20 protein-coding genes are annotated in these 26,191 nt (G+C 58.0%); 11 read left to right on the forward strand and 9 right to left on the reverse strand.

Going from position 1 to position 26,191, the window contains the following annotated elements:
* Window positions 1-56: 56 nt before the first annotated feature.
* The 9 genes from ROI90_RS13190 (at window position 57) to ftsZ (ending at window position 12,390) form a co-directional block, all read left to right on the forward strand.
* The gene (locus ROI90_RS13190; protein WP_315998916.1) at window positions 57-1,526 is read left to right on the forward strand and encodes a UDP-N-acetylmuramoyl-L-alanyl-D-glutamate--2,6-diaminopimelate ligase; all 1,470 of its coding nucleotides are present in this window, start codon (window positions 57-59) and stop codon (window positions 1,524-1,526) included.
* Between the two features lie 245 nt (window positions 1,527-1,771).
* A complete protein-coding gene (gene mraY / locus ROI90_RS13195; protein WP_315998817.1) occupies window positions 1,772-2,992 on the forward strand; it encodes a phospho-N-acetylmuramoyl-pentapeptide-transferase in 1,221 nt (406 codons plus the stop codon).
* 124 nt (window positions 2,993-3,116) lie between these two features.
* Window positions 3,117-4,502 (forward strand): UDP-N-acetylmuramoyl-L-alanine--D-glutamate ligase, encoded by a 1,386-nt coding sequence (gene murD, locus ROI90_RS13200; RefSeq protein WP_315998818.1) that lies wholly within the window; start codon window positions 3,117-3,119, stop codon window positions 4,500-4,502.
* A 144-nt stretch (window positions 4,503-4,646) separates the two neighbouring features.
* Complete coding sequence (locus ROI90_RS13205; RefSeq protein ID WP_315998819.1) at window positions 4,647-5,825, forward strand: FtsW/RodA/SpoVE family cell cycle protein; 1,179 nt, start codon at window positions 4,647-4,649, stop codon at window positions 5,823-5,825.
* Between the two features lie 98 nt (window positions 5,826-5,923).
* On the forward strand, window positions 5,924-7,024 hold the full coding sequence (murG, locus tag ROI90_RS13210) for an undecaprenyldiphospho-muramoylpentapeptide beta-N-acetylglucosaminyltransferase (protein WP_315998820.1): 1,101 nt from the start codon (window positions 5,924-5,926) through the stop codon (window positions 7,022-7,024).
* A 60-nt stretch (window positions 7,025-7,084) separates the two neighbouring features.
* Entirely contained in the window at window positions 7,085-8,560 is a 1,476-nt protein-coding gene (locus tag ROI90_RS13215) for a UDP-N-acetylmuramate--L-alanine ligase (RefSeq protein WP_407660769.1), read from the forward strand.
* Window positions 8,544-9,308 (forward strand): cell division protein FtsQ/DivIB, encoded by a 765-nt coding sequence (locus ROI90_RS13220; RefSeq protein WP_315998822.1) that lies wholly within the window; start codon window positions 8,544-8,546, stop codon window positions 9,306-9,308. Before ROI90_RS13215 ends, ROI90_RS13220 begins: the two co-directional genes overlap by 17 nt.
* Window positions 9,309-9,381: 73 nt before the next feature.
* Complete coding sequence (ftsA, locus tag ROI90_RS13225; RefSeq protein ID WP_315998823.1) at window positions 9,382-10,776, forward strand: cell division protein FtsA; 1,395 nt, start codon at window positions 9,382-9,384, stop codon at window positions 10,774-10,776.
* Between the two features lie 117 nt (window positions 10,777-10,893).
* Window positions 10,894-12,390, forward strand: a complete 1,497-nt coding sequence (gene ftsZ / locus ROI90_RS13230) for a cell division protein FtsZ (protein WP_315998824.1) — start codon at window positions 10,894-10,896, stop codon at window positions 12,388-12,390.
* 471 nt (window positions 12,391-12,861) lie between these two features.
* Here ftsZ and ROI90_RS13235 read toward each other — a convergent pair whose 3' ends face one another.
* Window positions 12,862-13,857, reverse strand: coding sequence for a cytochrome-c peroxidase (locus tag ROI90_RS13235; RefSeq protein WP_315998825.1), 996 nt, complete (start codon window positions 13,855-13,857; stop codon window positions 12,862-12,864).
* Window positions 13,858-14,123: 266 nt separating this feature from the next.
* On the opposite strand from ROI90_RS13235, the gene ROI90_RS13240 reads away from it, so the two are divergent.
* Window positions 14,124-15,398: a chloride channel protein gene (locus ROI90_RS13240; RefSeq protein WP_315998826.1), complete on the forward strand. Its 1,275-nt coding sequence runs from the start codon at window positions 14,124-14,126 to the stop codon at window positions 15,396-15,398.
* A gap of 64 nt (window positions 15,399-15,462) precedes the next feature.
* Here ROI90_RS13240 and ROI90_RS13245 read toward each other — a convergent pair whose 3' ends face one another.
* From ROI90_RS13245 to ROI90_RS13280, 8 genes are all read right to left on the reverse strand, one after another.
* A complete protein-coding gene (locus ROI90_RS13245; RefSeq protein WP_315998827.1) occupies window positions 15,463-16,467 on the reverse strand; it encodes a hypothetical protein in 1,005 nt (334 codons plus the stop codon).
* Window positions 16,468-16,492: 25 nt separating this feature from the next.
* A complete protein-coding gene (locus tag ROI90_RS13250) occupies window positions 16,493-17,545 on the reverse strand; it encodes a cytochrome-c peroxidase (RefSeq protein WP_315998828.1) in 1,053 nt (350 codons plus the stop codon).
* A gap of 5 nt (window positions 17,546-17,550) precedes the next feature.
* Window positions 17,551-18,318, reverse strand: coding sequence for an MbnP family protein (locus ROI90_RS13255; RefSeq protein WP_315998829.1), 768 nt, complete (start codon window positions 18,316-18,318; stop codon window positions 17,551-17,553).
* Between the two features lie 107 nt (window positions 18,319-18,425).
* Complete coding sequence (locus ROI90_RS13260; RefSeq protein WP_315998830.1) at window positions 18,426-18,827, reverse strand: hypothetical protein; 402 nt, start codon at window positions 18,825-18,827, stop codon at window positions 18,426-18,428.
* Window positions 18,828-18,877: 50 nt separating this feature from the next.
* A complete protein-coding gene (locus tag ROI90_RS13265) occupies window positions 18,878-19,405 on the reverse strand; it encodes an NADPH-dependent FMN reductase (protein WP_315998831.1) in 528 nt (175 codons plus the stop codon).
* 143 nt (window positions 19,406-19,548) lie between these two features.
* A complete protein-coding gene (locus ROI90_RS13270; protein WP_315998917.1) occupies window positions 19,549-20,304 on the reverse strand; it encodes a succinate dehydrogenase/fumarate reductase iron-sulfur subunit in 756 nt (251 codons plus the stop codon).
* 125 nt (window positions 20,305-20,429) lie between these two features.
* Window positions 20,430-22,364: a fumarate reductase/succinate dehydrogenase flavoprotein subunit gene (locus ROI90_RS13275; protein WP_315998832.1), complete on the reverse strand. Its 1,935-nt coding sequence runs from the start codon at window positions 22,362-22,364 to the stop codon at window positions 20,430-20,432.
* Between the two features lie 19 nt (window positions 22,365-22,383).
* Complete coding sequence (locus tag ROI90_RS13280; protein WP_315998833.1) at window positions 22,384-23,058, reverse strand: succinate dehydrogenase cytochrome b subunit; 675 nt, start codon at window positions 23,056-23,058, stop codon at window positions 22,384-22,386.
* Window positions 23,059-23,293: 235 nt separating this feature from the next.
* On the opposite strand from ROI90_RS13280, the gene ROI90_RS13285 reads away from it, so the two are divergent.
* A complete protein-coding gene (locus ROI90_RS13285) occupies window positions 23,294-26,152 on the forward strand; it encodes a gliding motility-associated C-terminal domain-containing protein (protein ID WP_315998834.1) in 2,859 nt (952 codons plus the stop codon).
* Window positions 26,153-26,191 lie beyond the last annotated feature (39 nt).

Consider the following 26,191-nt stretch of genomic DNA (forward strand, 5'->3'; position numbering starts at 1 on the left):
TCTTTTGCAACACTGCGCCGCTGCGCTTTACTCTGCCACAACCTGCTTTGAATACGCTGCATACCTCCCTTTCCTCGCTGCTGAAACCCGTAACGGTGCTGGCCCAGCCCGGCCCGGCCGAGGTACCCATTACCAGCCTCACCCTCGATTCGCGGCAGGCGGGCCTCGGCACGGTGTTCTTCGCCTTGCGCGGCACCGCCACCGACGGGCACCAGTTTATTGCCAAAGCCGTGGAGCAGGGCGTGGCTGCCGTGGTGTGTGAGGAGTTGCCGGCCGCGCTGAACCCTGAAGTTGCCTACGTGCAGGTGCCCGATTCAGCGGAGGCTATGGCCCGGATGGCGGCGGAGTTCTACGGCCACCCCTCGCGCAAATTGCAGCTGGTGGGCATTACGGGCACCAACGGCAAAACCACTTGCGCCACCATTCTGCACAAGCTGTTCCGGGAACTGGGCTACCACTGCGGGCTGCTGAGCACGGTGCAGAACCAGATTGACGAGGAGGTGATTCCCAGCACCCACACGACCCCCGACGCCATCCGCCTGAACGAGCTGCTGGCGCGTATGCTGCGGGCCGGCTGCACCCACGTGTTCATGGAAGTCAGCAGCCACGCCGTGGTGCAGCACCGCATCACGGGCCTGCACTTCGCGGGCGGCATCTTCACCAACCTCACCCACGACCACCTCGACTACCACGGCACCTTCGATGCCTACCTGAAGGCCAAAAAGGGCTTTTTCGATCAGCTGCCGAAGTCGGCCTTTGCCCTCACCAACGCCGACGACAAGCGTGGGCCGGTGATGCTGCAAAACGTGACGGGCCGCCGCGAAACGTATTCTATGCGCGGCAACGGCAACTTCCGGGGCAAGCTCATCGAAAATGCCGTGCACGGGCTACACCTGGAAGTAGACGGCCGGGAGGTGCAATTTCGCCTCATCGGGGTGTTCAATGCCTACAATCTGCTGGCCATTTACGGGGCAGCGGTGCTGCTGGGCGAGGAACCCACGGAGGTGCTCACGGTGCTGTCGGGCCTGACCTCGGCCCCGGGCCGGTTTGAGCCGATTGTGTCGCCGAAAAGCCGCGTTACGGGCATCGTGGATTACGCCCACACGCCCGACGCGCTGGAAAACGTGCTGCAAACCATTGCCGACATCCGCCAGCCCAGCCAGCAGGTGATTACCGTGGTGGGCTGCGGCGGCAACCGGGACGGGGCCAAACGGCCTATCATGGCCCGCCTGGCGGCCCAGCTGTCAGACCGCGCCGTGCTAACCTCCGATAACCCACGCTTCGAGGACCCCAACGACATTCTAGCCCAGATGCAGGCCGGCGTGCCCGCCGCGGCCCAGGGCAAGGTGCTTACCATTGCCGACCGGCGCGAGGCCATCAAAACCGCCGTGGCCCTGGCTGGCCCCAACGATATTGTACTGGTTGCCGGTAAAGGCCACGAAACCTACCAGGAAATCAAAGGCGTCAAAACCGACTTCGACGACAAGCAGGTGCTGGCTACCATGTTCGACCTGCTGGGGAAGTGAGTTTAGTGCTGGCGGCTGGTCGATTGTGGTTTGTCATCCTGAGCAAAGCGAAGGACCTTATTACGCCTGCCTGAGACGTTGTTACGCCAATTGTTCTTTTATGGTAAGGTCCTTCGCTTTGCTCAGGATGACAAACCACAATCAATCAGCCGCCGCCAAACACCCAAAAACCAACAACCAAACCCAAAAAACCGAATCTTTGCAGCTTGGACTCCCTCTGACTGCCAACTGCTGACCTTGCGCCCATGCTGTATTACCTCTTCAACTACCTCTACAAAACGTACCACCTGCCGGGTACGGGCGTGTTTCAGTACAGCTCGTTCCGGGCGGCGCTGTCGGTAGTTACCTCCCTCATCATTGCGCAGTATTTCGGTGCTCCGTTGATCCGGCTGCTCCAGCGTCAGCAGATCGGGGAGTCGATCCGGGATTTGGGTTTGCAGGGGCAGATGGAGAAGAAGGGGACGCCCACGATGGGCGGGCTCATTATTCTGCTGGCCATTCTGGTGCCGGTGCTGCTGTTTGCCAAGCTCGACAACATCTACATCGTGCTGATGTTGCTGAGCACCGTGTGGCTGGGCCTCATTGGGTTCGTGGACGACTATATTAAGGTAGTGAAGAAGGACAAGGAAGGGCTGGCCGGGCGCTTCAAGATTCTGGGCCAGGTTGGTCTGGGGCTTACCGTGGGCTGGGTGCTGTTTTTCAGCAACGACGTGACCGTGCGCCAGTACGCGCTGCCCAACGGCTCGTTCTCGGCCGTGGATGCCAGCTCGGTGTACCAGGATGTGAAGCTGATGATTACCACGGTGCCCTTCCTCAAGAACAACGAGCTGAACTACGGCGACCTGTTCGCCACGGCCGGCGACTTTTTCAACGAATACTACGCCTTCTTCTATATTCCCATCGTCATCGTCATCATCACGGCCGTCAGCAACGGAGCCAACATCACCGACGGCCTCGACGGGCTGGCGGCTGGTACCTCGGCCATCATCGGCATCACGCTGGCCATTTTTGCCTTCGTGAGTGGTAACGCGCTGCTGGCTGATTACCTGGATATCATGTTCATTCCGAATTCGGGGGAGCTGGTTATTTTCTGCGCCGCGTTTGTGGGGGCTTGCGTGGGCTTTCTGTGGTACAACTCGTACCCGGCCCAGGTTTTCATGGGCGACACCGGCTCGTTGGCCATCGGGGGCATCATTGCGGTGCTGGCCCTGATTGTGCGCAAGGAGCTGCTGATTCCGGTGCTGTGCGGGGTGTTTCTGATTGAAAACCTCTCGGTGATGCTGCAGGTGAGCTACTTCAAATACACCCGCCGCAAATACGGCGAGGGCCGCCGTTTGCTGCGCATGTCGCCCCTGCACCACCACTACCAGAAGCTGGGCTACCACGAATCCAAAATCGTGTCCCGGTTCTGGATTGTGGGCATTATGCTGGCGGTACTGACTTTGGTTACTCTCAAACTGCGCTAATGGAGTTTCTCGCAGTGTTTCGCGGTGGAAAAACGCAGTGTTGCGCAGTGTTCAGGCGTCAGAACACTGCGCAACACTGCGTTTTCCACCGCGAAACACTGCGAGAAATACAACCTGAATAATCATGCACTACGTCATTCTAGGAGCCGGGGAAAGTGGGGTAGGGGCGGCGCTGCTGGCCCAGGCCAAGGGGCACACCGTTTTCGTTTCCGACAAAAGCCCCATCCAGCCCGCCTACCGGCAGAAGCTGGAAGCCGCCGGTATTCCCTTCGAGGAAAACCAGCACACCGACGCTGAAATTCTGCGGGCCGATGAGGTGGTGAAAAGCCCCGGCATCCCCGAGAAAGCGCCCATCATTCAGGCGCTGCGCGAGAAAGGCACGCCCATCATTTCGGAAATTGAGCTGGCCGGCCGCTATACCCAGGCTAAGTGCATTTGCATCACGGGCACCAACGGCAAAACCACCACCACGCTGCTCACCTACCACCTGCTGAAGGCCGCCGGCCTCAGCGTGGGCCTGGCCGGCAACGTGGGCTACTCCCTGGCCGAGCAGGTTATGGCTGATGCGCACGACTACTACGTGGTGGAGCTGAGTTCCTTCCAGCTGGATGACACCTACGAGTTCCGGCCCTGGATTTCGGTGCTGCTCAACATCACCCCCGACCACCTCGACCGATACAACTACTCCTTGGCCGACTACGCCCAGTCCAAGCTGCGCATCATGCGCAACCAGGACAGCACCGGCCACTTCATCTACAACGCCGACGACGAGAACATCCAGCGCTACTTTAAGGCGGCCCTGCGGCCGGTGCAGCAGCTGCCCTTCAGCCTCCACCACCGCCCCGATTACCATTTGGGTGCCTATTATATTGATGAGGAGCGGGTATGCGTGGATCTGCAGCCGGGCTTTTACAGCAAGACGGAGGAAATCAATACGGCCGCCTCGCCGCTTATCGGGCAGCACAACCGCCAGAATATGCTGGCCGCCGTACTCTGCGCCCGTCTGGCCGGCATCGAGAAGCCGCAGATTGAAGCCAGTCTGGCCTCCTTCCACAACGCCGACCACCGCCTGCAACCCGTGGGCGAGCTGAACGGCACCCGCTTCATCAATGACAGCAAGGCCACCAACGTGGAAGCCGCCTGGTTTGCCCTCGACGGTATCCGCCAGCCCATCGTCTGGATTGCCGGCGGCACCGATAAGGGCAACGACTACTCCTCGCTCATTCCGCTGGCCGAAAACCGCGTGAAGGCGCTGATTTGTCTGGGCCTCGATAATGAGAAACTGAAAGCCAGCTTCGGCGGGGTAGTGCCGCACCTGGAGGAAACCCGCAGCATGGCCGACGCCGTGCAGCGCGCTGCCGCTTTGGCCGCCCCCGGCGACGTGGTGCTCCTCTCGCCCGCCTGCGCCTCTTTCGATTTGTTTAAGAACTACGAAGACCGGGGCCGGCAGTTCGCCCAGGCCGTGCAGCTGCTCACCGACAATCAGACCAACGAAGAAGCCAACGAATAGCAGAACGTCATGCTGAACTCGCCGAAGCATCTCTACCGCTTTGTTGTAAGGCTCTTGATTAGTCAGAGTTAGAGATGCTTCGGCAAGCTCAGCATGACGTTCTATACTCACTCATTCACTATTTCACCACTTCACCGCCCGCCCATGGAGCGCATTACCGACTGGCTGCGCCAGAATTTGAAGGGTGACCCTATTCTGTGGGGCATCGTGCTGCTGTTCTCGTTCATCTCCATTGCGGTGGTGTATTCGGCTACGGGTACGCTGGCCTACAAGAAGATGGGCGGCAACACCGAGTATTTCCTCATCAAGCACACCGGCCTCATCTTCGTGGGCTTGTTCTTCATGTGGCTGGCCCACCGCATCGACTACCGCTACTACTCGCGCCTGTCGCTCTACGCCCTGCTGATTTCGGTGCCACTGCTCATCTTCACTTTTGTGATGGGCATAGATGTGAACGGCGCTTCCCGTTGGCTTACCATCCCAGTCATCAACCAAACCGTGCAGCCCTCCGACTTGGCCAAGCTGGCCTTGATTTCGCATCTAGCCAGTATGCTCAGCCGCCGTCAGCAGCACGTTGACGACTTCAAAACCACCCTGCTGCCCGTGATGCTGTGGGTAGGCGTGATTTGCGGTTTGATTATCCTGTCGAATGCCTCCACGGCGCTGCTGCTGTTTGCCACCTGCCTGCTGCTGATGTTCATTGGCCGGGTACCGTTCAAGCAGATGGCGGTAATGGTGGCCATTGGGGTAGTTGTAGGTGGCGTAGGGTTGGCTTCTGGGCAACGCTTACAAACGGTAAAGTCCCGTATCGAAAGCTTCACCGATAAGAGCAAGCCCGTACCCTTCCAGCTGGAGCACGCCTACATTGCGGAGGCCACCGGCGGTATTTTCGGCAAGGGCCCAGGCAAAAGCACGGAGCGCAACATCATGCCCCACCCGTACTCCGACTTCATCTACGCCATCATCATCGAGGAATACGGCCTCGTGGGCGGCGTAGTGGTACTGTTTCTCTACCTGGCCTTCCTGTACCGGGGGCTGAAAACGGTGATGAACAGCTACGGCGCGTTTGGGGGGCTGCTTTCGGCTGGTTTGAGCTTTAGCTTAGTGCTGCAGGCCATGGTAAACATGGGCGTGGCCGTGGGCCTGGGCCCGATTACCGGCCTGCCGCTGCCTCTGCTGAGCATGGGCGGCACTTCCCTCATCTTCACCGGCATCAGCATCGGCATCATCCTGGCCGTGAGCCGGGGCGAGCGGGAAATCCGCCCGATGGTAGGCGAGCCCGCCGACACCGCCCGCATCCCGCGCGTGACGCAGTACGCCTGAGGTAGTGCCTGGTGCTTGGTTGGTAGTGCTTAGTTCGTTAGGCCGAGCATCATACTCCAAACACTATGCACTAACAACTACGCACCAAGCACTAAACCATGAAACTAATCATCAGCGGCGGAGGCACCGGGGGGCATATTTTCCCGGCCGTGGCTATTGCCAACGAGGTACGCCGCCGTCATCCCGAGGTCGAAATCCTGTTTGTGGGGGCTAACGGTCGCATGGAAATGACCCGCGTGCCCGAGGCTGGCTACGACATTGTGGGCCTGGATATTGCCGGTTTGCAGCGCAGCCTCACGCCCAAAAACCTGCTGTTCCCCATTAAGGTGATGCGCGCCGTGCGCAAAGCCGGCAAAATCATCGAGAAGTTCCGGCCCGATGCGGTAGTGGGAGTGGGGGGCTACGCCTCGGCTCCGGTGCTCATGGCCGCCACCTCCCGGGGCATTCCGGCCCTGATTCAGGAGCAGAATTCCTACGCCGGCCTCGTGAACAAGCTCATGGCCCGGCGCGTGCAGCGCATCTGCGTGGCCTACGAAGGCATGGAGAAGTTCTTCCCAGCCGACCGTCTGGTACTCACCGGCAACCCCGTGCGCACCGAAATTGCCGACGGCCAGCGGGCTGAGGCGCTGGATTTCTTTGGGCTGGATGCCGCCCGGCCGGTGCTGCTAATCATTGGAGGCAGCCTGGGGGCCCGCACGCTCAACCAGGCCACGGCCACCGCCCTGCTCCGCCTGCGCGAAGCGGGCGTGCAACTGCTCTGGCAAACCGGCAAAGTGTACTATCCCGAAGCCGAAAAGCAGGCCGCCCCCTTCACCGCCGATAACCTGAAGGCTCTGGAGTTCGTGCGCCGCATGGACCTGGCCTACGCCGCTGCCGATGTGGTTATTTCCCGGGCTGGGGCGTTGTCGGTGTCGGAGCTATGCCTCACCGGCAAGCCCAGCATCCTGGTGCCCTCGCCCAACGTGGCTGAAGACCACCAGACCAAAAACGCGTTAGCCCTCACCCAGAAAGACGCCGCCCTGCTCGTGCGCGACGCCGAAGCCGGCGCCGTGCTCTACGACGAGGCGCTGGCCTTACTGCAAAACCCGGCCCGGCAGCAGCAGCTCGCCGCCAATATCCGCCAGTTGGCCTATCCCCAGGCCACCGCTACCATCGTGGACGAGCTGCTGCAACTGCTGCCCGCCGCTCCGAACTCCTAGCTTCTAACTCCTCGCTCCTTGAAAAAATACGTCTTCTTCCTCGGTATTGGTGGCATTGGCATGTCGGCGCTGGCGCGGTGGTTTCGGGCCAACGGTTACGAGGTGAGCGGCTACGACAAAACGGCCACGCCCCTCACCGAAAAGCTGACGGCCGAAGGTATTGCCATTCACTACGAAGACGCCGTGGAGAATATTCCGCTGGTCGTGCGCCAGAACCGGGCGCAGACGCTGGTAGTCCTCACGCCCGCCATTCCCAAAGACCACCAGGAATGGGCCTGGCTGCGGGAGCAGGGCTACGATATTCAGAAGCGCAGCCAAGTGCTGGGCTTATTAACCCAGGGCCGGCCCACCATTGCCGTAGCCGGCACCCACGGCAAAACCACTACCAGCAGCATGGTGGCCCACCTGCTGCACCACGCCGGCGTGCCCTGCGCCGCCTTCCTAGGCGGTATCAGCGTGAATTTGGGCTCCAACCTGCTGCTGCCTTCGGAAGCAATTAAGAATGAAGAATTAAAAATTAATAATTCCCTCACAGCCACCGAAGGCTTGGCTGCCGACTCCGAACAACCAACAACAAACAACGAACAACTCGCCACTAACATTCCGGTAGTAGTGGAGGCCGATGAGTACGACCGGAGCTTTCTAACGCTGTTTCCCACGGTGGCCATCGTCACCAGCACCGATGCCGACCACCTCGACATCTACGGCCACAAGGAGGCGCTGGTAGAGTCGTTCCGGCAGTTTGTAGGCCAGATTCAGCCCGGCGGCACGCTCATCATCAACCACACCGCCGACCCCAGCGTGGCCGCCGCCGCCCCGGCAGGCGTGCGCGTCATTCGCTACGGCCTCTCGCCCGAGGAAGGTCCGGAGTTGTACGCTACCAATATCACCGCCCAGGGCCACCAGTTCCATTTCGCGCTGCACGGCCCCCAGGGTACTACCGATGGCCTCGTGCTGTCCGTGCCGGGCTACCACAACGTGGAGAATATGCTGGCCGCCGCCTGCGTGGCCCAGTTCTACGGCCTCAGCCCCGAGCAGTTGCGCACTGCCGTAGCCGCCTATCAGGGTGTCAAACGCCGCTTCGAATTCATCCTGACGGCCGGCACTGCGGCCGCACCTAAAGTTTACGTGGATGATTACGCCCACCATCCACGCGAAATTGAGGCCTTCCTGCGTTCCGTGCGGGCCCTGTATCCGGGCCGTCGGCTCCGCGTCATCTTCCAGCCCCACTTGTTCAGCCGCACCCGCGACTTTGCCCCGGGATTCGCTGAAAGCCTGAGTATTGCCGATGAAGTGGTGTTGCTGGATATTTACCCGGCTCGGGAGCTACCCATGCCCGGCGTTACCTCCGAATTGATTTTGTCCCAAATAACTGCCCCGGTAAAATCTTTGCAGACGAAAGAAGAAATTTTGCAAAATGCCGAAACCAATCTGAATTTTGACGTATTAGCCACCGTTGGGGCCGGCGACATTGATCAACTTGTTCCTCGTTTAAAGAATATTTTGGAAATTCGCTGGAATGGAGCTGAAGCGTAAAGCCAATAACCTGCTGTTTGCCCTGGGCTGCCTGCTGACTCTGGTAGGCCTGGGGGCATTTGCGGCCTTCCGGCAAGCCAACCGGCCGGTGGCTGGCGTGATTGTGTCCATCAGCAACGAGTTCAACAATTTCTTCATCAGTGAGCGGGAGGTTACCAGCTTGCTCACCCGCCAGGGCGAGGACCGGCTGGAAGGAGCCTCGCCAGCCGATGTAGACCTAAAGGTTTTGGAGACGCGCCTCAAGGCCCACAGCTTTGTGAAAGATGCACAGGTGTACCGCGACTTGGCCGGCAACCTCCACGCCGACGTGCGCCAGAACCGCCCTATTGCCCGATTAGTCCACACGGATTCGCGGCAGGATAGTTACTTGGATGCCGATGGCCACCGTTTGCCGCTTTCTCCCTTGTTCACGGCGCGGGTGGTGCCAGTTTCCCGGCTTGGGGGGCAGCCCTTGTCAGCGGGCTTCTTTCAGGATAGCGCTGGTACCCGTTACCTGGAGTTTCTGCGCTACGTTGATGAGAAACCTTTCTGGCGGGCTCAGGTGGCGGAAGTATTTGTGGGCCCCAACGGCAAGATTTCATTTACCCAGCAAGTCGGCGACCAACGAGTAGAATTTGGCTTTCCTGAGAATATTTCAGAAAAATTTGCGAAACTGATGGTATTTTACCGTCAAATTCCCCCTGTACTCGGCTGGGATACCTATCACCGGGTAAATGTCGAGTTTAAAGATCAGATCATCTGCGAATAAAATTATCCGACTAAAACGCTACCTTATAGCGAATTAGGCGGTTTTCTCCTGCAACCCTCTCGCCCTTCCTCCCATGCAACACGATAAGATTGTAGTCGGCCTTGATATTGGCACCACCAAAATTTGCGCCTTGGTTGGGCGTAAAAATGAGTTTGGGAAGCTCGAAATTTTGGGCATGGGTAAAGCCGTGTCGGAAGGGGTGGTGCGTGGTATCGTGTCGAACATCGACAAGACAGTAGATGCCATTAAAAAGGCTATCCGGCAGGCGGAGGAACAATCGGGTATCAATATTGGCGTAGTGAACGTGGGTATTGCGGGCCAGCATATCAAAAGCCTGCAGCACAATGGCAGCATCACCCGCGCGTCCGTCGACAATGAGATTACGCAGGCTGATGTGGAGCGCCTGACCAGCGACATGTACCGCTTGGTTACGCCTCCTGGCTCCCAGATTATTCACGTAATGCCGCAGGACTACAAGGTGGATTATGAGGAAGGCATCCTGGACCCCGTTGGCATGTCGGGCGTCCGTTTGGAGGGTAATTTCCACATCATCACGGCCCAAAGCACGGCTATCAACAACATCTATAAATGCGTAACTAAGGCTGGGCTGGAAATTGACAACCTGATCCTGGAGCCGCTGTCTTCCAGCATGTCCGTGCTGTCGGATGAGGAGAAGGAAGCTGGGGTGGCCCTGATTGATATTGGCGGCGGAACCACTGACCTAGCCGTGTTCAAGGACGGCATCATCCGCCACGCGGCAGTGCTGCCCTTTGGCGGCAATATCATCACTTCCGACATCAAGCAAGGTTGCCTGGTAATGCAGAACCAGGCCGAGCAGTTGAAGGTGAAGTTTGGCAAAGCCATTGCGGAGGAAGCTTCCGAATACGAAATTGTAAGCATTCCGGGCCTGCGTGACCGGGCTCCCAAGGAAATCAGCCTGAAGAACTTGGCCTACATCATTGAGGCCCGCATGGAGGAAATCATTGAGTTAGTATATGCCGAAATTCAGCGCCTGGGCTTCCAGGACAAGCTGGCCGCCGGTATTGTACTGACGGGCGGTGGCTCCCAATTGCAGAACTTGGTACAGTTAGCTGAGTACGTAACCGGCATGGATACCCGCATCGGCTACCCGAATGAGCACCTGGGTAAGAGCAAGATAGAGGCCGTGAAGTCACCGATGTACGCCACTACGGTGGGGCTGGTACTGGCAGGCTACCGCTCTGTTGAGGACCGCACTGCCCAGCGCGGCTATGAGGAGCCCGAACCAAACCACTACCGGGCAGCTCCAGAACCCCGCCCAGTGGTACCTGCTGCACCTCAGCCCGTTGCCACGCAGCCTCAACAGGCGGCAACTAAAACCGAGCAGGAAGCACCCAAGAAAACGTCGGGTGCCGGCGACTTTTTCCAGAAAATCATCAGCCGCACAAAAGGCTTGCTGATCGATGATTTCGACGACAAGCAATACTAACTGTCAATTGAGAATTGTGAATTAAAAATTAAAAATGAGCACTGATTTTGGTCGTGCGGAAAGCGAATTGCGCTCAATTTTTGATTCATAGTTTTTGATTTTTAATTGACTCAACCCATGAATTTTACTTTCGATATACCGGCGCAGTCTAAATCCATCATCAAGGTGATTGGAGTGGGCGGTGGGGGGTCCAATGCCGTGAACCACATGTTCAGCCAAGGCATCAAGGACGTAGAGTTTGTCATCTGTAATACCGATAAGCAAGCCCTGGCTTCCTCCACGGTGCCAAACCGCCTGCAAATCGGGGCCGACCTGACGGAGGGCCTTGGCGCGGGCGCTAACCCTGAGCGGGGCAAGCAAGCAGCCATTGAGAGCCGGGAGCAAATCCGGGAGTTGCTGAGCAACGGCACCAAAATGGTGTTCATTACGGCGGGTATGGGCGGTGGTACCGGTACTGGTGCGGCTCCCGTTATTGCCAAGGTGGCCAAGGAGCTCGGTATTCTCACGGTAGGTATCGTGACGGCTCCGTTCATGTTTGAGGGCAAGAAGAAGCGCCAGCAAGCGGAGCAGGGCATTAAGGAATTGAGCGACAATTGCGACACGGTACTGGTGATTCTCAACGACCGGCTTCGCGAGATTTTCGGCAATCTGCCTATCCGCTCGGCTTTTGCCAAGGCAGATAACGTGCTGAGTACCGCCGCTAAATCCATTGCCGAGATTATTACAGTAACGGCCGATGTGAACGTGGACTTTGAAGACGTGAAAACCGTCATGAAAGACTCCGGCGCGGCCGTAATGGGCAGCAGCATCACCGAAGGCGAGAACCGGGCCCAGCGTGCTGCTGAGGAAGCACTGGCCTCGCCGCTGCTGAACAATACCGACATCCAAGGCGCGCAGCGTATTCTGCTGAGCATCATGTCGGGCGACCAGGCCGAGCTGGAAATGGATGAACTCACCGAAATTACGGAGTACATCCAAGACAAAGCCGGCCAGAACGCGGAGGTGATTTTTGGTCACGGAGTAGATCCTACCTTGGGCCAGAGCATTCGGGTAACGGTAATTGCTACCGGATTCGCCCGCGACGCGCACAATATTACCAACGTGGTAGCCCGTGAGCAGGACACGGTGAGCATGCAACCCGACCCCCAGATCAATATTTTTGATAAGGACCGGCAGGAAGCTGCCCCAGCGGTTCCAACGTTCAGTGCCCCCGCGCCTGTGGCGGAGTCCCAGCCCGTAACGCGCTATGATCTGGAAACATCGGCCCCAGCTCCAGTAAGTTACGAGTCGCCGGTAGTGGCTGCACCTTCGATGCCCGCTCCGGAGCCTATGCTGTCGCAGCAGCCCAGCCAACCCACAACTACGCACCACACCTTGCCCCGGCCTTCGCTGGATGCGCGGGCGGAGGAGCGTAGGCAGCGTCTGCAGGCCCTGAGCAACGGGTTATCCAACGATGCTATCAAGGACCAGCTGGATACCCCGGCTTATTTGCGGCGCCAGGTAAAGCTGGAAAATGTGGTGCCTTCCTCGGAGCAGAATATCAGCCGGTTCAACCTGTCAGACGACAACGAATTGCTGGGTGACAACCGTTTTTTGCACGATAACGTGGATTAGCGCCAGCCGATTTGATCTATAATATCAAAAAGCCCCCGCAGAAACCTGTGGGGGCTTTTCGTTGCATTTTGCCCTTGCTAGGGTGTTGTTGGGGATTGTATCGAGTCGGTGAGAACAGTATCGACAGGTATTCGGTCAGGCATGCCTGCCTCGTTATCGGGGCTGAGGGGGCGGTGTCCACTACTGCGGGGGCCAAGTGTGCAACTCAATAGCGCACTGCTCACGAGGGCAGCTATCAGCAGAATTTTCATAAGACAAGAGGGGAGAGGCGGAGAGAAAAGCGCTAAGCATCTGATGTTGGGTTTGATGCTTAAAACGTTTACAAGAGTAACAATGCATCATCGGATACATGACTGCAGCCCTGGTTGGGTACATACTGGTACCTAGTGTAGGGAGCAGCCGGTGAAAGAAACGGAGGTAAACGTTCAGCTGACAAAATAAGAGAATCACCGAACCTGCCACTCGGCAAGGTTACTGGCGGAATGGGTCAGAGAAGCGTTTATCCGTGAGGAAGGTGGAATCGGTGAGGGTTTTGAGGAAGGCAATAAGCTGCGTTTTCTCCTGGGCGGTGAGGTCAAGCTTGGTGCCGTTGGGCGTGTTGGAGAGCAATACGTTGGGGTCGATGCCGGGGCTGGTTACCTGCACGTGCTCGTTATAGTGGTCGAGGACCTGCTCCAGGGTTTGAAACCGACCATCGTGCATGTAAGGGGCTGTTTGGGCAATATTACGCAAACTGGGAGCCTTAAAACGGCCTCGGTCGGCGGGGGCATTGGTTACACCACTCCGGCCGGGGTCAGAGAAGCTGACGTCCAGGCCGTTGTTGAAAAAATCGGGGGAAGTGAACAGGCCATTTTCACTGATGTGGCAGTGGTGGCAGGTACCGCCCCGAATAAACAAACCGCTTACCTCTCCGGGGTGGTTGTTGAACAGCGCCGCTCCGGCCCGTTCGGTGGCTGTTAAGGTACCTTCCCGGCGTAAATACTTATCATAGCGGGAGTTGGCCGAAATCAGGGTGCGCTCAAACTGAGCCAGCGCTTTGAGTACGTTGGCTTCCGTAATGATGCTGCTGCCGAAGGCCTGCTGAAACAGAGGAGGATACAGATCAGTCTGTTGCAGCTTGCGTACCCCCGCCGCCAGGGGCTGGTGCATTTCCAAGGGGTTTTCGATTGGCAGCCGGGCCTGGGTTTCCAGGCTTGTTGCGGCCCCATCCCAGTTCAGGCTCTTCTCCCAAAGCAAATTAACCAACGACATGGTATTGCGCTGGTGAGCTTGCCCCTGCGCTCCAATGGCACGTACCTGCGCATCGGTAAATGCCTTGCTTTGCTGGTGGCAGCTGGCGCACGACTGGGTGCCATTGCCAGATAACCGGACTTCGTAGAAAAGCTTGCGCCCCAATTCCACTCCTTCCACCGTCAGTGGATTATCAGTGGGTAAGGTTACGTTCTGGGGCAGGCCGGCTGGCAGCACTAGAGGGTAGGGACTTGCCGCGTATGGGGTTTCATCAACTATGCCCTTCTTTTCACAACTGCTCAGCAAACCCGCCACGAGAACGGGTAAAACGACAACCGTACAGAACCGAAGTAAGGGAAGCGGCATAGCGCGTAATGAAAAGGGGCTGCCTGAAGATAAGGGTTTCAGCTGAACGCCCCCCAGCGGGTTGCGGGTTCCGGCTGGGGTAGTTTAGCCGGACTGCAGCCCGTACTTTTGCCCAGTCCGACTTCATTATTCCGCTTATGAACCTTCGAGTGCGCCTGCTGCTGGCGGAATACCGGTTGTTGCTGCTCTACGTGGGCCGCTGGCTGGGTTTATCGGCCTTGGTGGCGGCACTGGCTGGCACGGTTTCGGCAGCCTTTCTGGTGGCGTTGGAGTGGGTAACGGACTGGCGAGAAGCGCACGACTGGATGGTGACTCTGCTGCCGCTGGGTGGGCTCCTGGTAGGAAGCTTGTATTACTACCTGGGCCAAAGCGTAGAGGCGGGCAACAACCTGATTCTGGATGAGATACACCAGCCCCGGACCCCGCTGCCGCTCCGCATGGTTCCCCTGGTGCTGCTTGGTACGCTACTTACGCATTTGTTTGGGGGTTCCGCGGGCCGGGAGGGCACGGCCGTGCAAATGGGTGGTTCCCTGGCTGATCAGCTAACCCGCTGGCTGCGAATTCGGCCCCAGGAACGGCCTGTATTGCTGGTTGCTGGTATCAGTGCCGGTTTCGCGTCGGTATTCGGCACCCCGCTGGCTGGGGCCGTTTTTGGGCTGGAAGTGCTGCTGCTGGGCCGCCTGCGCTACAATGCTTTGGTACCGGCGTTGCTGGCGGCTGCCGGGGCCGACTGGGTAGCCCGGGCCTGGGGAGTGGGTCATACAGCTTACCCCGTAGTGGCTGTGCCGGAGTTATCCGTGCTGAATTTGCTGCTGGCCGTGGGGGCCGGCGTGGCGTTTGGACTGGTAGGCAGGCTGTTTGGCAGCGTTACGCACGGTATTGGGGCCGCCTTTAAAAACCGTGTTTCGTGGCCACCTCTGCGCCCGGTGCTAGGTGGCGCGGTGGTAGCGTTGCTGGTATGGGCGCTGGGCACTACTGCGTACAGTGGGCTGGGGCTACCCACTATCGTGGCGGCTTTTCAGGAGCCTGTGCCGCCCTACGCATTTGCCCTCAAACTGCTCCTGACGGCTCTAACCTTGGGCGCTGGCTTTAAAGGAGGCGAGGTGACACCTCTGTTTTTTATTGGGGCCACGTTAGGTAACGCCCTCGGCCTAGTGCTGCCGCTTCCGCTCCCTTTGCTGACCGGTATGGGGTTTGTGGCAGTATTCGCCGGGGCTGCCAATACGCCTTTGGCCTGCACCCTCATGGCTATGGAGCTGTTTGGGAGTTCATGCGGGCTGTACGCTGGCTTGGCTTGCGTGAGCAGCTACTTATTCTCAGGGCACCGGGGCATCTACGGGGCTCAAGTGGTAGGGGAGCCCAAGCACCGCCGCTGGCTGCGGCAGCAGGGTAAACCCCTCCGGGATATATAAGTGAGTGGAAGCACATCATCCTGCAATAGGCTCAGGGTGATGTGCTTCCACTCACCTGCTTTCATTACTGAATCAGGTATTTACTCTGCTTGAAACTGTAGCCCACTGACACGACCATACGGCCCGCGCTGGCGGGGTGGTCGGTGGTGGCCGTGTACACGGGCAATTGGAAGCTGGTATTCAGGGAGAAATTTCGGTAGTATATATCCAGGCCTGGGCCTAACATGGCATTGTTCATGGCGTGTTCCCCGGTGAGGCGACCCTCAAACGTTTCGCCCGCCGTTTTCTCGTAGAAAAATTGCGCTGAAGGATAGAATTGCCACTTGTTGCCCTCGCCCAATGCTACACGGTAGAACAGATTGGCAAAAGTGGTAGTGCTGGGGGCCAATCCTTCATCGAGGGCATTGCGGGTGGCACGGCGGTAACTGCTGTTTACACTCAGGCCCACGTTCCGGAAGCTGCCGATGTAGTTGGCGTACACGAACCCATCGGTGGTGCCCGTGCCGGGCTGGTTAAGCGTGGGGTACCGGCGGCCCAGGGCCGTACGCCGCCGGTACTCACCGGTGGGTAGCTTGGCCCCGCCGCCTACTATCAGGCGGCTCTGCACCCCGGCGGTTTCAATAGTGCGAATGAGGTGGTAGCCCGCAAATACTGTGGCATCCCCAATGCCTGCCAGGTTGAGCGTTGCACCGTTGGCGCGAGCCGAGTTCATGACATAGGGCAGAAACGCATTCAACTCCAGGCGCTTGCTAAGGAAGTACTTCCCGCGCAACTCCACTACCCGGTAGATTTCGTAGTCGTCTGGGTCACCGTTGTGGGCGTGCCGAAAGTCAGCCGTAGTGTGGTTAAGGTGACGAGGAACGAAAGGACGGGCGGCGGGCGGGAAAAACTGCGGCTTCTGCCCGTAGCTCTGGTACCCGTTGAATACCCGGTAGCGGTGCATCAGGGCAAATCCACTTTGGTTGTCATAAGGCGTAATTCCCATGAAACACCCGCAAATGTCGCAGGCGTGGCCCAGTGCTGCCCCAAACAAAAGGGGCAGCACCAGAAGTAGTACTTTCTTTCTCATACAGAAAAAAGGAAATGCAGGCAAGTCAGCGGCTTTCGGCCAGGCGCTTGTCGTGCAGAAATTCGGTGTCGGTGAGGGTTTGCAGGAAGGCCAGCAAATCCGTTTTTTCATTCTCAGTAAGCGAAATGCCCGGCCCAGCGCCACTGCGGCGTAACTGCACGTCCAGCGTCCCTGATTCTACCATTCCCGAGTCATAGTGGTCCAGCACCTCCCGCAGGGTCCGGAATCGGCCATCGTGCATATAGGGTGGAGTGAGGGCCACGTTGCGCAGGCTGGGCACCTTAAAGCGGCCCACATCCTGGGGGCGGCCGGTTATGTGTGCCCGCCCCGAGTCGGCCCAGAAGCTCCGGTCCAGTCCATTGTTGCGGTAGGTTTCATCCGTAAATAACTCCCCAGCGTGGCAGGTGCTGCACTTCTGGCGCATGATGGCTAGCCCTCGTACTTCGGGCCCAGTCAGCTCCCCGCCTTTTTCCTGGCGTGCGTAGTGGTCGTAGCGGGAGTTGCTGCTGGTGAGGGAGGCCGTAAACTGCGCCAGCGCCTTTAGTAGTTGCTGGGAGGTAATGGGCCGGCTGCCGTACACCTGCTCGAAGCGTTGCTGATAGCCAGCATCGGCATTGAGCTTGCGCAGTACGTTTTCCAGCGTTTCATCCATCTCCACGGGGTTGGTAATAGGAGCCAAGGGCATAGTTTCTATGTGCTTGGCCCCACCATCCCACATAAATTCTGCTCGCCACCGCAGGTTTTGCAAGGCCGGCGCGTTGCGGGTACCCAGCAGGTTATCCACTCCGTGGCTGAAGTGGTGGTCTTGGTGAGCAAAGGCTACCTGCTGCTGGTGGCAGCTGCCGCAGGAAACGTCGCCGGTGCGTGACAACAGCGGGTCATAAAACAGGGTGCGGCCCAGCGCAAAGGCTTCATGGGTGGGCGGGTTCAGGGCAGCCGGATATACTGGGGCCGGGAAGTTGGTGGGCACTTCCGTACCAGGCACTTCCCAGGCAGGGGCCATATCGGCATCGGTGGCACAGGCCCCAAGCCCGGCCAGCCCCCACAGGGCCAGCCAGGCAAACTTAGCGCGCAACATGCCAGCTAGTTGGCGTGAATATGCTCCACGCGAAACATGCCCGCCGCCTGGTTATCGGCCACCAGCACGGAGCTGCTGCCGCCCATGGTGTTGGAGAGGGTGGTGAAGTTGATGGTGTTGGGGCCCGTAAACATCTTCAGCACATCGGACGCCAGGTGTACGGTTGGGTGCCGGTCTTTGCGCACCTGAATGACCGCGCCGTTGAGGGAAGGTGATACCGTGCAGATAGTGTTGTTCGGCTTCTTAAACCCGCCAATGTGGAAGACAAGTTGCCGGTTGCCGCCCGCCTGGGGCGAGCTGCCTTCCATCTTGGTGTAGATGTAGCCCGAGTTCCAGGTCCAGAACATGCCATTGGCCGGGTCCAGAGCCCCCACCTGCGCACCCGAAACATTGCGGACACTATCGACGCCCAGCACAAAACTCAGGGCAGTGTAGTCGCCAGCGGGTACATTATTCAGGGTGAAGGCTTTGCTAGCGGCGTCCGTTTCTCTTACCAAGTGGTAGCTCTCGGGCTCGGCGTACTCGGTGCCATCAGCCTTCTTCAGCTTAACGTTGGTGATATAATAGTTGAACGTGGAAACCGTGAACTGCTGGCCCAGAGGCGTGAAATACGTGCCGGTATTCAGGGCCAGGGGGGCCGTGCCCACCACGTTGTCTACTTCAATATCCAGAGTGCCAGCGGCCGGCACCGTTAGGTCGGCATCATCCTTACAGGCAGAAAGAGTAGTGGCCAGTGAAGCAAAAAGCAGAAAAGTAAAGGAGCGAAATGTCATCAGGAAAGTCAGCAAAACGAAAAAATGGAAACAGCTGCCAACCAGTCCTCAATGGGGCCGGTGGTAGCAGCAGCCCAGCGCAGGCGGCCGGGTAACCCAGATGTTCGTTAAGCTGCGGGGGGATGAAAAATGCTGTGCTCCGGCGAAAATGCGTAGCGCACGGTCACGGCCGGGGCAAACCGCCCGGGAGCCGCAGAGCCCCCGGCCTGCGGTTGAAGAGCAAGTTGCGCAGCGGGGGGCAGCACCTCGTATTTCACCTTGGCCAGGCCACCAGGCGCTTTGCTCTCGGCATCCGAGGCTTTGCGGAGCTGCTTGCGCAGGTGGCACTTGCCGTTGCACTGCAGGCGGGGCTTACCCTTATTCACGCAAAAAAGCTGCGTGATTTCCGCCTTACGGGCCTGGTAATCCAGTACCAGCAGTTCCCGACTAAACGTCTGGAACAAGAGCAGGATACACAGGAAAAAGGCGAAAAAGCGCGTCATGCCACCAAAACCAACAGGAGTACGCAAGATAGGCACCACAGGCTAAACGGAGCCCTTTTACCACAGAAATACGGCCATCAGAAGCGGAGCAGCTGGTCGGCCTGCTCCTGCAGCAGCTGCTGATACAGTGGCTCCGTCAGAGTACCATCCTCGGCCAGGTACTTATCGATAAGGGGCAAACGCACGCGTTGGGGCAGCACGGCCGTACCCAGATACATCAGCACGTCGGTGAGGTGGTTGAGGGCTAGTACCCCGCCTTGCGTACCGGTACTCAGCCCCACCAAAGCGGCTTTCTTGCCCCGAATACCGCCCGGGTAGGGGAGGCCATCAATGAAGGATTTGAGTACCCCGGGAAACGAACAATTATACTCTGGCACCACAAATACCAGCTTGTCAGCTTGGGCCGCCATCTGTACCAGCTGGTTAAATTCTTCATTCTGGCCCGTGTTGTGATAAAGAGCCGTTGAGGTGAAATCTGCTGGCAAGGCTCCTAAATCCAGAATCTGAGCTTCCACGCCGCGTTCTGCCAGCAAGTTCAGGTAGTAATCAGATAGACGTCGGGCCCGGGAGTTGAGCCGGTTGGTACCCGCAATGATGGTTATCATTCAATGAAGCGTAAAGGTGGCCGGCAGTTCTCTGTATGCACGAAGTCGAGAGCTAAACCGAAAGCAAGATTACCGAAAAGCAAGAAGGCGAAACGGAAATCCGTTTCGCCTTCTTAGGAATTCTACAGCTATAACCCAGAAACCTACGCCAGGTTATTGGAAGTGGCTTTAGCCGCCAAAAATTCGTGGTTCAGGATGGCAATGTTTTCCAGGGAAATACCTACCGGGCACTCGGCTGCGCAGCTGCCAATGTTGGTGCAGGCGCCGAAACCTTCCTTATCCATCTGGGCTACCATGTTTTCTACGCGGGTTTTGCGCTCCACGTGGCCCTGGGGTAGCAGAGCCAACTGGCTCACCTTCGCCGACACGAACAGCATGGCCGAGGCGTTTTTGCAGGAGGCCACGCAGGCTCCGCAGCCAATGCAGGTAGCCGCTTCAAACGCCCGGTCTGCAATTTCTTTGGGAACCGGAATTTCGTTGGCATCGGGCGTGCCGCCGGTGTTCACCGAAATGTAGCCACCGGCCTGAATGATACGGTCAAAGGCCGAGCGGTCCACGCTCAAATCCTTATTTACTGGGAAAGCCGCTGCGCGCCAGGGCTCGATGGTGATGGTATCACCGTCGGAGAACTTGCGCATGTGCAGCTGGCAGGTAGTAGTGCCAGCCTCGGGGCCGTGGGCGCGGCCGTTGATGAATAGGTTACAAGAGCCACAAATGCCTTCGCGGCAGTCGTGGTCGAAAGCAACCGGCTCATCACCTTTGCGCAGCAGATCTTCGTTGAGTACATCCAGCATTTCCAGGAAGGACATATCCGGGGAAATGTCGCGCACCTGGTAATCAACGATGCCGCCTTGAGTAGTACGGTTTTTCTGCCGCCATACTTTCAGCGTCAGGTTCATCGGTTTGGCATTGGGGTTACTTCCAGCCATTGTATTTCAAGAGTATTGAGTAGTGAGTGTTGAGTAGCGAGAGGGTGAGGTATTGGGCAGGAGGTGTCTCGCTACCCAATACCCACTACTCACTACTACTTATAGCTGCGCTGCGTGAGCTTCACGTTTTCGAACTTCAGCTCTTCCTTATTCAGGATTTCCGGCTGGTTTTCGCCCACGTACTGCCAGGCAGCTACATAGGCATAGTTCTCATCGTCGCGCTTGGCTTCGCCCTCTTCAGTGGCGTATTCCTCGCGGAAGTGGCCGCCGCAGCTTTCGTTGCGGTTGTAGGCATCGTCCACCATTAGCTCACCCAACTCCAGGAAGTCGGCTACGCGGCCGGCTTTCTCCAGAGCTTGGTTCATTTCGGCCTCAGTGCCTACCAGCTTCAGGTCGCTCCAGAACTCCTTGCGCAGCTTCTGAATCTCAGCTTTGGCAAACTCCAGGCCTTTGGCCGTGCGCGCCATACCGCAATATTCCCACATGATGTGGCCCAGCGCCTTATGGAAATCATCGGGGGTACGCGTACCATTGATGCTCATCAGCTTCTGGATGCGGGCCCGTACCTCGGCTTCGGCTTCCTTGAAGGCGGGGTGCTCAGTGGTAACGGGCTTAGGCGGCGTCTGGGCCAGGTAATCCCCAATGGTGTAAGGAATTACGAAGTAGCCGTCGGCCAGGCCCTGCATCAGGGCCGAAGCACCGAGGCGGTTGGCGCCGTGGTCGGAGAAGTTACACTCACCGGTAGCGTACAGGCCAGGAATGGTGGTTTGCAGGTTATAATCTACCCACAGGCCGCCCATGGTATAGTGTACGGCCGGGTAAATGCGCATGGGCTGCTCGTAGGGGTTTTCGCCAGTGATTTTGGCGTACATATCGAACAGGTTACCGTACTTCTGGGCTACGGCTTCGGCGCCGGTACGCTTGATAATTTCGGCAAAGTCCAGGTACACAGCCAGGCCCGAGGAACCCACGCCGCGACCTTCGTCGCACATTTGCTTGGCGTTACGCGAGGCTACGTCGCGGGGCACCAGGTTACCGAAAGCGGGGTATTTACGCTCCAGAAAGTAGTCACGCTCTTCTTCAGGAATGTCCTGCACCCGGATCTGGCCAGCGCGCAGACGTTCCGCCGTTTCTTTGGAGGCCGGTACCCACACGCGCCCGTCATTGCGCAACGACTCCGACATCAGCGTCAGCTTCGACTGGTAATCACCGGAAACCGGGATACAGGTGGGGTGAATCTGGGTAAAGCAAGGGTTGGCGAAGTACGCGCCCTTTTTGTGGGCCCGCCACGGAGCGGTTACGTTGCAATACTTGGCGTTGGTGCTCAGATAGAATACGTTGCCGTAACCGCCGGTAGCCAGCACCACGGCGTGGGCCGAATGCTGCTCAATTTCACCGTTGATCAGGTTGCGGGTGATGATACCCCGGGCCTGACCATCCACTACTACCACGTCCAGCATTTCGGAGCGGGTGTAGAGCTTCACTTTACCGTAAGCTACCTGGCGCGAAAGGGCCGAGTAAGCGCCCAGCAACAGCTGCTGGCCGGTCTGGCCCCGGGCGTAGAACGTGCGGCTTACCTGCGCACCCCCGAAGGAGCGGTTAGCCAGCAGCCCGCCATACTCGCGGGCGAAGGGTACCCCCTGGGCCACGCACTGGTCAATGATGCTCACCGATACCTGCGCCAGACGATACACGTTGGCTTCACGGGCACGGTAGTCACCACCTTTAATGGTGTCATAGAACAAACGGTGCACCGAGTCACCGTCGTTCTGGTAGTTTTTGGCAGCGTTAATACCACCCTGCGCAGCAATGGAGTGCGCCCGGCGGGGAGAGTCGTGGTAGGTGAAAGCCTTCACGTTGTAGCCCAGCTCGGCCAGGGAAGCCGCCGCCGAAGCACCAGCCAGACCGGTACCAACTACAATAATGTCGTATTTCCGCTTGTTGGCGGGGTTTACGAGCTTAACGTTGAATTTATGACTGTCCCATTTTTCGGCCAGCGGGCCTTCGGGAATTTTGGAATCCGGAAACATAGGCTGTCGAGGTGAGAATTTATTTCGCGAAGAAGAAGTAGAGCGGCATGGCAGCAAAAGCAGCGCACACGATAATGGAGAATGCATAGCCCACAAACTTGATAGCGGGCGTGTATTTCCGGTGTGTAAGGCCCAGCGTCTGGAAAGCACTGCCGAAGCCGTGGAGCAGGTGGTACAGCAGTGCAATTTGCGCTACCACGTACAGGGCCACATAAAACGGGTTTTTGAAAGCGGCCAGTACAAGGGCGTAAGCGTCTTCGTTGCCGTTGGCGTCACGCGGTACATCGGTGAAGCGCAGGGAGCCGAAGAAATTGTACAGGTGCACAATCAGGAAAAACAGCACGATGGAGCCCAGCATAGCCATGCTACGAGAGTGCCAGGAGCTGTTCTGCTCAATATGGTCGGACACGTAGCCCTGACCGCCGCGGGCGGCCCGGTTTTTAATTGCCAAAGCCAGGCCCTCATAGATGTGAAAGCCGAAGCCCAGTACCAGTCCAATCTCCAACGTGCGGATGATTGGGTTGTGGCCCATGAACTCGGAATAGGCATTAAAGGCAACACCGTTATCATCCTTGAATAACTGCAGATTACCTACCAGGTGCACTACCAGGAAGGAGCAGAGAAAGAGGCCGGTAATGGCCATGATGATTTTGCGGCCGATGCTGCTGGAAAGGGTTTTTGAAATCCAACTCATAGAGAGCTACTAAAGGGGTTTTTGGGTAGGTCGGTATGACGGTCAAAGGTAGCCCCGAACCCAGTAGGAAACAATCTAGATAAGGGCTGCGCGTTAGGTGAATCTATCCGGCACCAACTCCGTTAGTACTTTGCGCTAGAGTATAACCGGGGCTCCTTTTTTTTGTTAGGTTCCTGCTGGCTTTTTGCTGACCTTCCTTTTCTTCTGTTCTCCCGCCTGTCAAGCCGCTGAGTATATGAGTATTCTGTTACGTAATCGTTCCTTGCGGCTGTGGCTGGCTGGGCTATTTATGCTTGCGAGTTGGCTGCTTCTGGGCCCGGCGGCCTATGCCACTCACCTGCGGGCTGGTGATATTCAGGCCAAAACCGACACTACTGCCGCCCGTAACCCCCGCCGCATCTTTTTCAAGATGGTGCTCTACACCTCCGCCGAGCCCAATACGGCCGATGAGCCGAGCGTTAATATCTACTTCGGGGATAATACCTGCGCTACGGGTGCCAACGCTGTTCCGCGCTTTGGAAACCGGCAGCGCATTTCGCCGGATACTTATCGAAACGTGTATTATTTTGAGCATACCTATAATTCCCCCGGTACTTATGAGGTAATATACCTGAACAACTTCCGGGTAAGTGGCGTGATTAATATGTTTAACTCTATTGGTACGCCTTTTAAAATATCAACCAGAATTACCATTGATCCGTTTCTGCAGAATACCTCCCCGGTGCTACAGGCGGCTCCTATTGACAGAGCAGCGGTGCGGCAGGTGTTTTTGCACAATCCGGCGGCTTTCGATGCCGACGGCGACTCTTTGGTATATGAGCTGCGGCCTAGTCAGCAAGCTCCCACGCCCCCGGCCTGCACGGTGGTGGCAACAGATGTAGCCGGTTTTCGCTACCCTAACGACCCGGCCCTGGGCGGAAACCCACGTCAGGTAGCGTACGTGGGCCCTCCCGTAGGAGTGCCGGACGATCCGGCTATTTTCGTGCAGAATCCTCGTACGGGGCAAATCACCTGGAATTCTCCGGCTTTGCAGGGCGTGTACAATATTGCCTTTGTAGTGAAGGAATACCGCCGCATTCCGGGTGCCAAAGCGCGCCTGATAGGCGAGGTGGTGCGTGATATGCAGATTTTCGTGCAGGCTACTACCAATCAACGACCTACGATTGTGGTGCCGGCGGACATCTGCGTGGTGGCTAACACGCCCGTCCCAAACGGGGTAGTTACCGCCACCGACCCCGACAACAACCCCATCTTACTAGAGGCATTTGGCGGTATGCTGCCCCGGCCCGCCTCGTTTACCCAAACCAGCCAGGGGCCGCCCACCGCCCGGGGCGTATTTCAATGGACGCCCACCTGCGCCGATATCCGCCAGGAACCCCACCAGGTGTTATTCAAGGCTACCGACGTACCCGTGGCCGGACAGGTGCCCCTCATCGACCAGCGCGTGTGGAACATTACTGTAGTGGGGCCAGCTCCGCAGAACCTGCGAGCAGCCCTACAGGGTAGCACTACCCGGCTGGACTGGGACAGTTACAGCTGCCCAAACCCCGGGGCGCAGATGCTGATTTTCCGCCGCGAGAATTCCTATTCTTATACTCCGGGGCCTTGCCAAACGGGCCTGCCGGCGGAAGCCGGTTACGTGCAGGTAGGTACTGTGGGGGTTGGCTCGCGCACCTTCCTGGATGACAACAACGGCAAAGGCCTTGACCGGGGCAAAACGTACTGCTACCGGATTTACGTGCAGTTTGCCTCGCCGGGCCTGGGGGCCAGCATTGCCTCCAACGAGGCCTGCGTAACCCTGAGCGGCCGCTCGGCTCGCCTTACCAACGTGACCGTTGACCGCACCGACGCCGCTAACGGGCAAATTACGGTGCGGTGGACGAAGCCAACTTCTACGGCTGGCTTTGGTCCTTCGCGAGGATACCGGTTGTTCCGGGCTACGGGCCTGAACCCGGCGGCTACAGCCTTCACGCAGGTATACACCTCCACTAATCTGGACGATACCACCTTTGTAAACACTGGGCTGAATACTACTACCAACACCTATACGTACCGCCTCGATTTCTACAATGTGGCGGTAACTGGGGCGGCCGAGGCAGTTGAAGTAGCTGGCCCGGCCTCCAGCGTGCGGGTTACCGGTACCCCGAACCCCACAGCCAACAGCATTGCGCTGGCCTGGACGTACCAGGTGCCCTGGGACAATACAAAGAGGCCAACCACCATTTACCGCCGGGAAAATACTACCGGAGCGTTCAGGCCCATTGCCAAAGTAACCGGAACGGCCACGGGTGGCACCTATGTAGACCAGGGTACGGTAGGTGGCCCGCTTGTGAAAGGCCGCACGTACTGCTACTATGTGAAAACCAACGGTACGTACGACGCCACGCGCCCAGATTCCCTGATTAACCTCAGTCAGGAGCAGTGCGTGAGCCTGCTCACCATTCCGTGCACGCCGGTACTCACCCTGAAACCCACTAACTGCGACAGTCTGGCCAGCCGCCTCTTCGACTTGCCGGTAACGCCATTGGGTGGGCAGGTGTACACCAACAGCCTGAGCTGGACGCTTAGCAACCTGCCAACTGCCGACTGCAGCCGGGATATTGTTTCGTACATCATTCTCTACGCCGCCACTGATGCCGATCCGCTGCAGGAGCTTACTCGGGTGCCAGGTACGCAAACTACCTATCTGCACCAGGGCCTTACCTCGGCGCAGGGCTGCTACGCCGTGCAGGCCGTGGATGCGAATGGAGCCGTGAGTGCCCTCAGCAACAAGGAATGTAAGGATAACTGCCTCTTGTTCCTGCTGCCCAACATCTTCACACCGAACGGTGACGGCAAAAACGACACGTTCCGGCCCAAGGTATTCAGCCCGATTGAGCGTACAGCGGTGAAAATATTCAACCGCTGGGGCGTAAAAATATATGAGAGCGACAAAGACCCGCTAATCAACTGGACGGGTGGCGGCACCGGCTCCGAGGGCAACTCCGCCGGCCGGGTATCGGATGGCATGTACTTCTACCAGGCTGAGGTGGAGTTCAAAGATGCTAACCGTACCAAGCGTACATTCAAAGGTTGGGTGCAGATTAACCGCTAACAGCCGCCGAATCTTATACGTATAGCCAGGGCCCGTTCA

Origin of the sequence: Hymenobacter endophyticus (assembly GCF_032464715.1) — a bacterium.
Lineage (GTDB): Bacteria > Bacteroidota > Bacteroidia > Cytophagales > Hymenobacteraceae > Hymenobacter > Hymenobacter endophyticus.

Coding starts and splice junctions, on each gene's coding strand:
- ROI90_RS13205 (WP_315998819.1), top strand. CDS start 4,647: ATGGAGCGCATTACCGACTGGCTGCGCCAGAATTTGAAGGGTGACCCT.
- ROI90_RS13270 (WP_315998917.1), bottom strand. CDS start 20,304: ATGAACCTGACGCTGAAAGTATGGCGGCAGAAAAACCGTACTACTCAA.
- ROI90_RS13245 (WP_315998827.1), bottom strand. CDS start 16,467: ATGAGAAAGAAAGTACTACTTCTGGTGCTGCCCCTTTTGTTTGGGGCA.
- murG (WP_315998820.1), top strand. CDS start 5,924: ATGAAACTAATCATCAGCGGCGGAGGCACCGGGGGGCATATTTTCCCG.
- ROI90_RS13275 (WP_315998832.1), bottom strand. CDS start 22,364: ATGTTTCCGGATTCCAAAATTCCCGAAGGCCCGCTGGCCGAAAAATGG.
- ROI90_RS13265 (WP_315998831.1), bottom strand. CDS start 19,405: ATGATAACCATCATTGCGGGTACCAACCGGCTCAACTCCCGGGCCCGA.
- ROI90_RS13285 (WP_315998834.1), top strand. CDS start 23,294: ATGAGTATTCTGTTACGTAATCGTTCCTTGCGGCTGTGGCTGGCTGGG.
- ftsZ (WP_315998824.1), top strand. CDS start 10,894: ATGAATTTTACTTTCGATATACCGGCGCAGTCTAAATCCATCATCAAG.
- ROI90_RS13220 (WP_315998822.1), top strand. CDS start 8,544: ATGGAGCTGAAGCGTAAAGCCAATAACCTGCTGTTTGCCCTGGGCTGC.
- ROI90_RS13215 (WP_407660769.1), top strand. CDS start 7,085: ATGTCGGCGCTGGCGCGGTGGTTTCGGGCCAACGGTTACGAGGTGAGC.
- ROI90_RS13255 (WP_315998829.1), bottom strand. CDS start 18,318: ATGACATTTCGCTCCTTTACTTTTCTGCTTTTTGCTTCACTGGCCACT.
- ftsA (WP_315998823.1), top strand. CDS start 9,382: ATGCAACACGATAAGATTGTAGTCGGCCTTGATATTGGCACCACCAAA.
- murD (WP_315998818.1), top strand. CDS start 3,117: ATGCACTACGTCATTCTAGGAGCCGGGGAAAGTGGGGTAGGGGCGGCG.
- ROI90_RS13250 (WP_315998828.1), bottom strand. CDS start 17,545: ATGTTGCGCGCTAAGTTTGCCTGGCTGGCCCTGTGGGGGCTGGCCGGG.
- ROI90_RS13280 (WP_315998833.1), bottom strand. CDS start 23,058: ATGAGTTGGATTTCAAAAACCCTTTCCAGCAGCATCGGCCGCAAAATC.
- ROI90_RS13240 (WP_315998826.1), top strand. CDS start 14,124: ATGAACCTTCGAGTGCGCCTGCTGCTGGCGGAATACCGGTTGTTGCTG.
- mraY (WP_315998817.1), top strand. CDS start 1,772: ATGCTGTATTACCTCTTCAACTACCTCTACAAAACGTACCACCTGCCG.